9 protein-coding genes are annotated in these 11,708 nt (G+C 44.8%); all 9 read right to left on the reverse strand.

What is annotated here, in order from left to right; all coding sequences use genetic code 11:
• Window positions 1–31: 31 nt before the first annotated feature.
• Entirely contained in the window at window positions 32–1,207 is a 1,176-nt protein-coding gene (locus KDK18_RS13590; protein WP_257255470.1) for a hypothetical protein, read from the reverse strand.
• 77 nt (window positions 1,208–1,284) lie between these two features.
• A complete protein-coding gene (locus KDK18_RS13595; protein WP_257255471.1) occupies window positions 1,285–2,163 on the reverse strand; it encodes a polysaccharide pyruvyl transferase family protein in 879 nt (292 codons plus the stop codon).
• 3 nt (window positions 2,164–2,166) lie between these two features.
• On the reverse strand, window positions 2,167–3,648 hold the full coding sequence (locus KDK18_RS13600) for an oligosaccharide flippase family protein (protein WP_257255472.1): 1,482 nt from the start codon (window positions 3,646–3,648) through the stop codon (window positions 2,167–2,169).
• Between the two features lie 67 nt (window positions 3,649–3,715).
• On the reverse strand, window positions 3,716–4,615 hold the full coding sequence (locus tag KDK18_RS13605; RefSeq protein WP_257255473.1) for a glycosyltransferase family 2 protein: 900 nt from the start codon (window positions 4,613–4,615) through the stop codon (window positions 3,716–3,718).
• A gap of 1 nt (window position 4,616) precedes the next feature.
• Entirely contained in the window at window positions 4,617–5,606 is a 990-nt protein-coding gene (locus KDK18_RS13610) for a glycosyltransferase family 2 protein (RefSeq protein ID WP_257255474.1), read from the reverse strand.
• A gap of 25 nt (window positions 5,607–5,631) precedes the next feature.
• Window positions 5,632–6,783, reverse strand: coding sequence for an O-antigen ligase (locus tag KDK18_RS13615; RefSeq protein WP_257255475.1), 1,152 nt, complete (start codon window positions 6,781–6,783; stop codon window positions 5,632–5,634).
• A gap of 82 nt (window positions 6,784–6,865) precedes the next feature.
• Window positions 6,866–8,920: a polysaccharide biosynthesis tyrosine autokinase gene (locus KDK18_RS13620; RefSeq protein ID WP_257255476.1), complete on the reverse strand. Its 2,055-nt coding sequence runs from the start codon at window positions 8,918–8,920 to the stop codon at window positions 6,866–6,868.
• Window positions 8,920–9,474: a polysaccharide biosynthesis/export family protein gene (locus tag KDK18_RS13625; protein ID WP_257255477.1), complete on the reverse strand. Its 555-nt coding sequence runs from the start codon at window positions 9,472–9,474 to the stop codon at window positions 8,920–8,922. Before KDK18_RS13625 ends, KDK18_RS13620 begins: the two co-directional genes overlap by 1 nt.
• Window positions 9,475–9,499: 25 nt before the next feature.
• Window positions 9,500–10,705 carry an outer membrane beta-barrel protein gene (locus KDK18_RS13630; RefSeq protein ID WP_257255478.1) on the reverse strand — a complete coding sequence of 402 codons (1,206 nt, stop codon included), beginning with the start codon at window positions 10,703–10,705 and terminating at the stop codon, window positions 9,500–9,502.
• Window positions 10,706–11,708 lie beyond the last annotated feature (1,003 nt).

Below are 11,708 nucleotides of genomic sequence, written 5' to 3' on the forward strand. Positions count from 1 at the left end.
CTCAATTTCTTGCAATCCTCGCTACGGACGCTTAAGTCCGACAGGCTGCTAGCAGTTTTTTTGAGAGCCTGAAAACGTATTTACTGCCACTGGTACAAAAACGAACCAGTGAGCCTAAATGAGATGATAATGGGAAACGAAAGGCTTTTTTGCTGGCAAGAAGGGCAATTTCTCGCTCCAATGGTGCCCTGCTGATGAGAATCCTGCTGCAATAACTGTCTTTGTGTTGATGATAGACATCCAGATCAAACACTGCGGAGTACTTGTCCAGCTCACCGGCTATATCGAGAGTCAGCAATGTTCTCAGACACTTTACGCATTTGCTGCAATTACCTGCGACTTCATCCCCAACACAAACGTCTAAGGACGTATATGAATCTTCAACACCGGCAACTCGTATGGTTTTCTCAGCCCGGGTGTATTCACTGCCTACCGAGAGGGCTCTCAGAGATTCTGTCGACAGCATGGGCAAAGCCATTAAATCACTGTGCGCCATAGAGTCAGTTTCACCTATAAACACTTCCGGATAGGCATAGGCAGAACCATAGAGGTAGAGGCCTATTCCTTTCTGCAAAAGCAAGGCTACAGAGGTGTTTCTTGCCGTGTGAGTCTGCATGAAATGCAGATGATCGCAATAGAATTGGTCAAGGTTTGAATTAACCTTGATAAAAGGCAAACCGATTTTATCCGCTACAGGCTTCAATGCTTCATACCGGTCATTGAAGAGTATTTCAGGGTTTGTCTTCTTACCGTGAGACCCAACATTGTTATAGATCAGATGGGTCACTTTGAAGCCGGGTGAAACCTCGGAGTAAAAATAGTCAGCCAGCGTACAGTATGAGTCAACACCACCAGAAAAGCCGGTTATAACGCCCTTGCCATCATACGAAGAGTTGACGATCTGATCGGCCGATAATTCGACCAATTGCAGACAAGGCATAATACTTTTCAGTATATGTTGATAAGGACCCGACAGATGATGATAAAGGTGCTCAGAAACGGCACCCTCAACCCTGATACTCTCTCCCCTGCTCATCGCCGGAATCAAAACTGCCAATAATGCGGCATCCGCTCTGTCTGACATCAGCTCTGAAAACTCTTCCTGAATAGAGTATTCTAACGTCTTATCACCGAGAGCATAATTGATTCTTGCCGAGTATCTGGCTAAACCATTGCTGCGGGTTATTTCCGGTTTACTGATAATCATGGTCAAACATCTTCAATTTTTATTCTTCTGTTCAGGTCAGGAGTCTTCCTTGCTCTCTTTCCATCAGTAGAACTGATTCAAACTTTAACAGGGGCAATGGTTGATAAAGCCTCCAATGCCTGATGAGCCTTAGTCTTGAAAACAGCTTCATCGCTGAGGAAGCCCGTTTCTTCTGATAGCTTATTCAAGCGACTAGCGGCGTCCTTGATAAAATAATTCCGGGTAAAAGCCAGAATTCTTTCCGCTATCTGACTTTTTTTGCCCAGTCCGGTTCCACCGGTTGTTTTTGCCCAGAAATCTCTGAGACTTGAAGCTGGCATGGATCTGAACTCCAACGTCATCTCCAATGATTCGCTCCAGTCATACCATTTGTGTCGATGCAGGCTGGCCAACGGTTCAACAGCTAACCAGGGGGTTCTGAGGGTGTCTGCCAGAATGGCTCCATGCATTGCCTCTGAAATGATCAGTTCACTTTGCTCAATAGCATCCAGTATCACCTTAACGTCATCACGGGGATCAATAAAGTGGATACCCGCAAGCATACAAGCCTGCTCCCAGTTTCCCCTATCGATACTCTGAAAATGAGGCATGAAGCTCGCCTTAAACTTTTTATCTGTCGATGGCCTGCCAACAAAATGCGTCAGGATTGCCGAGTCAGTGATCGCCAGCTGTTTATCCAAGCCCAAAAAAGCTGCGGTACGGGGCCCCCGCACAAAACAGAATTGCCAGTTGCCGTCATGCACATCAGGCAAATCGGTATAACCTCCATAACCTGACCCGACCACCAGTTTTTTTGCATCAGGATCAAAATCATTCCAGATGATCGAACCTACTCCTAAAAACAACTGGGCTTCATCGTCATCAAAAAAGCCAGGTTCAATGAGTTCATCCCACAAAATGCGGTTCAACTCATCCCCGAAATTAGGCACTTCACCCTGGTAAAACGTTAACTTCATGGATCACCTGAAAATCAAGTTCAAACAGCATTCCAGCTTGTGAAACAGAGGCTGATATCTTGGCATCAGATCACATAGCGTTGCCTTGACCCGCCGATAATCCAACAACATGACAACAAACAGATAAATAGAAACCGCGATGGCTGTATCCACCACCAAGTGAATGACAGGATGCAGAGGAATAGCATTCTCCGCCAGATAAAGGACAATAATGAATGAAAAGCAACCCAGAATAGCTACCCGGATATTACCCAGATAATCGGTTAGCTTGAGATCAAGCAGGTCACAAGATTTGATCATGGAGATCGTGCAAAAAATAAATTTGCTAAGAACAAACACCACCAGCAACATCGCCATACCTTTGGAAGCCGCTATAGCAGTCAGTGGCATAATGATCATAAGCAAAATGATCTGTCTACTCACCCACCACTGGGCATGATCACAGATCAGAATGATGCTCTTCTGTGGAACCCCGAGAGCAACTGTTAAAAGAATGATACAGAATGCCTGAAAAACGCCCACTGCGCTGCTCCACTGCTCAGTAAACAAGATGCTGAAGATCATGTCTGCCTCAATAAACAGCAAGGTAAATACCGGAAACAGCAACATGGAGGTCAGATAGACAGAGTTCTGAAATGAGGTTCTAACCCGCTCAAAGTCACTTTGTTGAGAGGCCAGTAAAGGGAAGTTGACATCGTTTATGGTGCCAATACAGATATCACTGACAACATCCGACAGTCGTTTGGCAACATTAAAAAAGCCTAGCTCTTTATTGCCTAAAAAGGAACCGATGATGACTGAGTCGTAATGCTTACCTAGTTCTGAAAGTCCGGTAGTCACCGTACTATACCAACCGAATGAAGCCATTGACTTGAGTATACCCACTGAGCAGTAAAACTTCAGATAGCCTCTGGTGGGAATAAACACCGCAATGAAGTTAACAACAGACAATATGACCTGAGACCAGATCAGGGCCCAGACCCCGAAACCTGCATGAATCAGGGCAATTATAATAGCCGCAGACAGAAAGCTGGATAGTGTCACCCTGATGGCAATGGTTGCGTACTTCTGTTCACGCAAAAGCACCGCATTCAATGTATTAAACGAGTCATCAACGAGCAGCTTGAGGCAAAGAATTCTCAATGCCAGATTAAATACATCGGTTTGAAACTGGAACAGGGACAGGTAACTGAATCCCGTCAACACTGCACTGATTGTCAGTGCTACCAATAGATTGAGCCAGAAAACACTGCTGATGTGGCGACTGTCAATCTTTTCAAATTTGATCAGACCATCCCGCCAGCCACTGGGTAGCAGACAGGCTGCCAGAAATATCAACGCCAGGGCAAGTGCCACCAAACCGAAATCTTCAGGGCTGAGAATTCTGGCAGTGTAGGTAAAAACAGCAAAGGTTATGGCCGGTGGGAAAAATTTGCTTATAAACAGCCATATCACTCCTTTGGTCATTGAACTTTCATCGGACATACTGTCAATTTAACCAGATTAACCCGCGACTTCGAGGGATGCATTGTTATTTTTCTTTGTACTGACGCTAATACTGCTTAAGGTTTTCTCTGCCAATAAGCTTGGAAGTGACCCCAAGATGAAGGCAGCCCCGCAATAGCCAGAAGTTTCTCTTCAGTGAATGTGTTGAGAACAAGAGCAAGCCGACAAAGCAGATGAATACCTTAATAACCGCTTTCGTCAGTTCAATTGCACTTTGAATAGCACTGCTGTTCTCCCGACCTGTTATCAACCGATGGCCATAGGACTGTCCGGCACAATAACGTCTCTTGATCAACCAGCGAAGTTTTGCCCTGTGTGCAGGCACTTCTTCATAAGCAATGGCATTCTCTTCATAGACCAGTTTTGCTCCATTTCTGAACAAACGGGTAAAAAACTCTGTATCCTCACCTCCCGTCTGACCCAGAGACAGATTAAACCTTTCTCCATTGATGATCTCAGACCGCATATCCAGCAGGGTGTTGCCTGTGTAACCGGTCTGGATCACACCCTCTTCATACTGAGGTTTTGTCGTATGAAAATCACAACGCTCCATCCATTCGGGGCAGTTTTCAGGATAAATCGCCAAAACAGGGCCAAAAACCACCTGAGCAGCCGTTTTTTCTGCTTTGCTCAACATAGCTACCAGCCATCCTTCAGCTAACTCTTCATCGTCATCGATAAAGATCAGGTAGTCCGAATCAAGATTATCCAGACAGGCATTTCTGGCTATGGATATATTACGGTAGGGAGCATGTATGTAGGTCAAATTCAGTCCGGCTTCAGCAGCGATAGCCAAAATCTGGCTTTTCATTGCCGGTTCCAGGTCATTATCTGCCACCCGTACAGACAGCTTTACGCCTTCCGGAACCCTTTGCTGGCCCAGGGACTCCAGTGTTTTTCTAACGGCTGGACGCCGAAAAGTGCAGATGGCTGCGCATACATCCATATCAATACGCTCTTCCCTTAAGTCGACGCGTCAATCCATTCACGATTTCACCACAGAATCCCAGTGACCAGCCCATATGCATGGTTGCCGCAGCCAGGCCTGACAAACAGCCGTATAAAGATCGGTTATAAACCCCAAGAACGAGCCCATATCCCACACAAACGAAGCACCAGAGAACAGCTGGCAGCAAAAAAACAAAGCTGACAGGTGCCAGCAAGAGCAGGAGCGCAGATGGAAATACCAGCATGGGCAAAGCCTGTCGCAGCTTCAGAGATTTTCTGTGCTGCAGGGTATGACTGGCCACCCCAACGCCATTACGATGGTACTGGCCGAACAGGGAAGTCAGGGTCTTTCTAGGGTAGTAGTTCATGACCGTTTCTGCGGTATGCCATATCCTGTATCCTGCTTCTGTGAGTCTATGGTCCAGTTCAAAGTCTTCATTGGCTACATAAGATTCATTGTACCCCCCCACAGCCTGAAAAGCGGATACCCTCATCAGAGCATGATGACCATGTTTCACCCACTGCCCTTCCTGTACTTTATTGCGATGTGTTGAGCCACCATTGCCCAGTAATGAGTTCTGGGTAATCGCTACCATTTCCTGAAAACGCGAATGTCCACAGGTTTGCATTGAGACTACGACCGAATCCGCCGACAGCTTCTCAAACTCGGTCATTAGGCTGGAAATGAAATTTTCGGGATAAGTTGCATGTGCATCCATTCGAATAAAACACTCGTAGCCTTCTCCATATTCTTCAATCGCCAGATTAACGCCGGCACTTTGAATTTTTTTTGGATTATCCAACAACCTGACTCGGCTATCTTGATCAGCTAGTTGACTGACAATAGAGCGGGTACCATCACTGCTGCCACCATCGACGATGACCAGTCTGCATGTTTTATAGTTCTCCAGAATCTGCCGGATTAAAGACTCGATATGCTCAGATTCGTTGAGACAGGGAATCACCACCAGAACATCTTGTTCAGCCATACTTTAATCCTGCAAAACGGCGTTATTATTGATAGACAATTCGGATGGGGTTGACTTCTGAACGCGGTGTCAGATAAACCCAGGAAAAACAGATCAGTAGCTGCATTATAGAGAACTCCCTGAACCAACTGACCTCAAGAATGGTCTGAGAAAGCATGAAGATAAATATGAATACTGCATAGCTCTCCCGGCTACCCATAACAAGGGATCGTTCCAGAAGAATCCTACGACACTGTATTAATATAACGGCCAGAAAAACCGTTAACCCGACGACTCCCAACTCAATCAGAATATCCACAAACATATTGTGAAAATTGAATTTGGCCCCGGATGTAAAGTTTAAAGCTTCCCAGATATCCTCAGCAACAGCGTTTCCCTGATAAAAAACAGCCTGAAAGCCAGTTCCCAGAACCGGGTTTGACCAGAAAAACTCTAACCCTCTCTGCCAAATATAAGTACGTCCTGTCAGAGTGGGGTCCTTGTCAAGGCTATACATGAGTTCATCAAAATACCCTTGGGAAACAAAGAGAACGATGGCAAGGCCCAAACAGACACCAGTAAGAATCAGAAAGAAATTGATGGCTCTGCGACTGAAGCCTCTCATCTCCCATTTGAGGTAAAAGATGACGAGTAGACCGGCAAAAGCACTCACGACAACAGCTACCAGCCCTGCCAGGGACTTGGCATTCAACAGCACAATGAAACTAATCAACGTCAACAAGGCTCCCAGTCCTCTGAAGATCCAGCCATGATGACGATTAAACATCAACGTCAGACCCGTAAAGAAGCTCAAGGCTGAGTGCACAGAAAGAAAGTTTTTACTCTGGTAGATACCGGTCAGAACGACCTCTTGGGTCAACCCATTGATCGCGCTACTGCCAAAAAGCAGGGATATCAACATTGCAATCAACATCGCGCAAGCCGCTGCAGACAGGAAAATATCTTCTCTGGTGGTCTCCGCCAGAACAATGGCAATAATGCTTGTAAGAAATAACTGAAGACCGCTTCGAAGACTCTTACCCGGCTGGTCAGACCACAAAAAAGACAGCATGGCCAGCATTGGAATAAGCAGGATGATCCAGTGCTTTCGACAAAATGCTAGCGACTGACCATAATCGATTACCAAAACCAGCATGCCTGCCGCCAGAAACACCAGCCCGGCGAGTGCACCAAACATGGAGTTGAACATCAATGAAAAAACAATGATGAAAGCCAATACAAACTGTCTGAGTTCTGGCCTGTTTATAGCTATCAACGCTCTAGCTCTTATATAGAGTTCTTGATGGGTCAGCTTTATTCAGTACCACACCTGTGATATTGGTCCCTGACTGATTTACACGCCCTAATGCTGCATTGACTCGCTCAACATTTGTCTTCCCGGCGCCTACGATATAGAGGATGCCGTCGCAGACCTCAGCCACCAACAAAGCATCGCTGACTTGTTCAACTGGAGGACAATCTATAAAAATGTAGTCGTATTGTTTCCGTAAAAGCCCAAGCAGGTTCGAGAATCTCTCTGAAGCTAACAGGTCCTGTGCGGCAGCGGTTTCAGATCCTGATGCAAGAACAGACAACTTCCCATGTTGAGAGATGCAAGAATCAACGTGTGCCTGATTTTGCAGAATGTCGACTAATCCTTCAGTGCAAGCGACACTGTCAATATATTTTTGAATAGCAGGCTTTCTCATATTGGTTTCGATCAATAAAGTTCGTCCAAGCTCTGCAAAGGCGATTGCCGTATTGAATGCAATGCTGGTTTTACCTTCCGATGCTACTGTTGAAGTGACTGCAAATACCTTTTGATCCGGGCTGGCGCCCAACTGAATACTTGAGCGAACGGTTCTTATGGCCTCAGAAAATGCGTCGCAAGACACTGGAGAAAACTTCAGAGGATCTTTCCCTTTACGTTTGGGCTGCTTCTTTTCAGGTATTACCGCCAGTAGCTTCTGTTGAAGTTTCTCTTCAACATCTCTGGAAATCCTTATCGTGTTGTCAAGCATTTCACGGATCATAACCAAAACTAAAGCTAAGACAAAAGCAATGGCAGCGGCAGACACAACGATCAACTTCTTTTCAGGACTGTGTGGACGCAGAGGAACAATAGCTTCGTCAACAATTCTGGCATTACTGGTATTCAGATCAGACGTAGCTTGGGTCTCACCAATTCGGGTAAAGAAAACATCGTATAGATCCCGCTTCGTCTGAACCTGACGCTCCAGCTCGTTCAAACGAAACTGTTTACGATTAATTTCCCGGACCTGAGCTCTGGCCCTTTCAACATTGGCCTGAATCGCCTTCTCATTGGCCAGAGCCACCTCATACTCTCGCTCTGCACCCTGGACAATTTTCCTTATTTGCTTCTGGATATTCTGATTAATGCTTTCAACTTTACTGAGGGCAGACTTCATCCTCGGGTGCTTGGGCCCATAACGGCGAGAGAGTTCCTCAACTTCGAGTTCAAGTACCGACTTGTCTTCCTTCAGCCTCTGTAACAGGTCACTTTGCAAAACGATAGGCAAAGAGCTCAGATCCTCAAAATTATCTTTGCCGGTATTCCTGACTTGCTGATAGATGCTTTCTGCTGCAGCAAGCTGCCCCCGAATTTCTGCAAGAGACTCAGTGAGCGCGGTTAACTCACTTCGGGACAAAACCAGTTCTCCCCCCAGATCAATCAAACCTTGATGGTCCCGGTAACTCTGAAGAGCCTGCTCAGCTTCTTCGAGCTCTGCTGTCAGATCCTTAAGCCGGACCTCCATCCAATCTTTGGCATGGTTGGACACAGCCAGCCTCAAATCAAGCCAAGCATCTATGTAAGCGTGGGCAATAGCATTCGCAGCACTTGCCGCCAGCTCCGGGCTTTCGGACTGGTAGGCAATGTAAACAATCTGGGTTTTTCTAACCAGACTGACAGAATATTGCTTGGCAAACTCGTCCAAAAAAGTGTTGAAGCTCTGATGATTTTTGTCGAATGACACTTTCCCCTGACTAATCAGATCACGTAAAGCCCTCTCCATAACCGTCCTGGATCTCAGAATTTCATACTGAGTGTTCAGATAAGTATCGCTGCCAGCTATACCATATACATCTTTGATTGAGATAATGCTCTTATCCCTATCCTCAATCATAAGTGTCGCAGTTGCACGATATTGAGGTTTGAGTATATGCACGAAAAAAACGGCAGCTAACGTCACAAGAAGAGTAAAAGCCGGAATCAGCCATCGATACATCTTCAAAACACTGAAAAGTTCGTAGATGGATATAACTTCTGTATTTCCGGGCTTTACTACGGTTGCATACTTTACTGGCTGATTCATCAAAAAAAGCTTTCTTGAACGTTAATGATATCACCTGGCTGAAGTCGCTCACTCAGCTTGAAGGTCAGGATCCTTTGCTCTCCCTGCACATTTTCCCTGACGACTGTTACCGTTTTCTTAGCAGCACGTTCGGTAAAGCCACCTGCCAGCGCAACGGCTTTTCCTAATGTCAGCCCGGGTTCAAAAGCAAAGGCACCGGGTTCTTTAACCTGCCCCCTTACAAAAAACTTTCGATACTCAAGAATTCTCACCGTTACATTAGGCTCAACCAAATAATCACCTCTGAGCTTGCCCTCGATATATCTCTGCAAGCGCCCTACCGACATCCCGCTGACTTTAATCTCACCGATAAAAGGCATGGAAATGGTGCCAGCATCACTGAGCCTGGCTTCTTTCAGGCTCATCTCTTCTTCGCCATAGACTGAGACAATGATTCGATCCCCCACACCGAGCTGATAGGAAGAACTATCCAAAGCATTGAACTTGCCATGGGCAATCGGAGAAAACAGGGCAACCAGAAGAAACATCTGGATTATTGTTACTGTCTTTTTCACTTTTTATGTCCCTATAGCTGCTGGATCAGAGGGTGATTTTGCCGGTCATTAGATACTGGTTTCGATTATATCCTCCTGACCCGTAATCAGGAGAAAAAGAGTCCTCTCTTCTGACGGTATATTTCCAGTTCAACGATACAGTCAACCAACGTCGTGGCTCGTAGAATAAGCCAATCGAGTATTTATAAATGTCTCTCTGCTCAAGCCAGGTACCTGATCCGTCAAACAATCGGTCATCTGAATAGATCCAACCCAATCTGGTGGCTAATTTGGCGCTCCAGCCATGACGCCAGGAAAAATCAATAAAACGAGCCTGTATGAAATTAGCACTCTGAGGCTCATCGTAATCGTAATCATAATCTTGACCGGTTGTTAGTTTGAATACGGAGTAAGTTCTTGGCTTGTATGTGAGACCAGCATCCCATCCGGTAAAACCTTCTTTTCCTGCCTGACTCTCATCTGCCACCTGATATCGACGCCCCAGTTTCAGAAAGAACAATGTCTTGGAGCTGTAATTCCAGTTAAAACCAGCCAGATAACTGCTGACTTCATAGCCTGTATTTTCCAGATCAGGATATTGTAGTGAACGATGGGATACCTCAAATACTGCATCTGTGTCAGGCTTCAACTGCAAGAAAAATAATAACCCATAGTCTTCTAATCGGAGATCGTTCAAACCACTATCTTCATAGTTTCTTGTGTTCAACTGATACTCAAAGTCTATATGGGCTTTCGCTCTTTTGGATCCAAAACCATATTTTCCAGAAATAATCCGCTGCTGGTATTCAAGAAAGAGGTTTTCTCTCTCTTCTTCTGAACTCAAATCATGAGACAACTCATCGGTCACATCTAGATTGATTCTATGTCGGCTGTTCAGTTCATGCTCGATTCTGCCTGACAGGCCATAATCAAGAAAACTACCCGTTTGAAACCTTGAATAGTCATTTCTGGCTGCATTTAAGGTCAGGCTATACCGATTGTTATCATTTTTAAGAAAAGTAGAAAGCCGTGGGCTTAGAACATAAACCGAAGAACCTTTCTTGCTGCGGCTACGGAAGATATTATCATCATACTTGATCGCTGCTGCTATCTCCGCCTCTAAACATACTGAATCAAAAGGTAAAGGCCTTATACATTCGTCGGCCTTGACACTTGAGGAAAAAATAAAGAGAAGAAAAAAGCTTTTCCTTAGTAATCTAAAATCACTCTTGAGCACGCTACCGCCCTTCAATCAACTACTGAATATTGGAATAGCAAGACAAAGATAACCAGTATGATTTAAGATTTTGTATCTCAGATCTGGTTCATCACTGATGGCCGGTATTTTTATGAAAGGGCTCACACGTCCGAACAAACCGCTTCAATCTGGCTGTCGATTCGATGGGCATAGAAAGTATCAAAAGAGTGTTTTGGCGTCAATCATAAGGCGTATGTCTTATACTTATGCTGATGCATACGACTAAAAGTAGTGCCCCGAAACTCTTTCCAGAAAAAGTAAGTATTAAAAGCTAAAAATCAACAATTGGCGAAATGTAACCCCTAAAAAATAAGAAAAATCCAAGATGGATGGTTGCGAAATCTTCAAACTGGACTAATAAACAAGCATCAAAATTAAATATAAATTTAATATAAATTTAATAGGGATTTTATAGCCCGTCACACTCAGTGCGGTTACAATAATCTCTCACCTTACGTTAATAGTAAGAACTTTATCGTTTTACATTAAACGACTTAGTTTTTTAAATCACTGACTCATAATATTTTTTCTACTTACTGTAGTGAACGAAATAATCTCATTTATCAGGACAGATGTCGTTTATTTTGACTCATGACTCTCAATAACTGAAAGCATTTAGAAAGAGGCTATTATGGCTCGCTACTCCAAAGAAATGAAAGAATTCCATTATTCAGAGGATGATGCCACCCAATAATGTTTCCGTGGTTCAGCTTAAAAGAGAAACCAGCATTACTGATGCAACCCTGGATACTTGGTGCAAAAAGGGAAAAGCCCAAGGTGTACCGGTATCTGGTGATGTATGACTTCACCCTGAACAATCAGAGAATCAGCAGCATTATGATTTAGCTGTACAAGTTGGGGTGACATCTACCTTCCTTGAAAGTCACCGAAAACATCCAGCCAAGGCTGGATAAACTGTGTAGCTACCCATCACGCAACCAGCGCTAGCAGCCTGTCGGACTTAAGCGTCCGTAGCGAGGATTGCAAGAAATTGAGG

The organism is Endozoicomonas sp. SESOKO3, assembly GCF_024606255.1.

What these genes read in the sequence shown, in the direction of transcription:
- KDK18_RS13590 (WP_257255470.1), bottom strand. Translation starts at nt 1,207, where the DNA reads ATGATTATCAGTAAACCGGAAATAACCCGCAGCAATGGTTTAGCCAGA.
- KDK18_RS13595 (WP_257255471.1), bottom strand. Translation starts at nt 2,163, where the DNA reads ATGAAGTTAACGTTTTACCAGGGTGAAGTGCCTAATTTCGGGGATGAG.
- KDK18_RS13600 (WP_257255472.1), bottom strand. Translation starts at nt 3,648, where the DNA reads ATGTCCGATGAAAGTTCAATGACCAAAGGAGTGATATGGCTGTTTATA.
- KDK18_RS13605 (WP_257255473.1), bottom strand. Translation starts at nt 4,615, where the DNA reads ATGGATGTATGCGCAGCCATCTGCACTTTTCGGCGTCCAGCCGTTAGA.
- KDK18_RS13610 (WP_257255474.1), bottom strand. Translation starts at nt 5,606, where the DNA reads ATGGCTGAACAAGATGTTCTGGTGGTGATTCCCTGTCTCAACGAATCT.
- KDK18_RS13615 (WP_257255475.1), bottom strand. Translation starts at nt 6,783, where the DNA reads ATGTTTGGTGCACTCGCCGGGCTGGTGTTTCTGGCGGCAGGCATGCTG.
- KDK18_RS13620 (WP_257255476.1), bottom strand. Translation starts at nt 8,920, where the DNA reads ATGAATCAGCCAGTAAAGTATGCAACCGTAGTAAAGCCCGGAAATACA.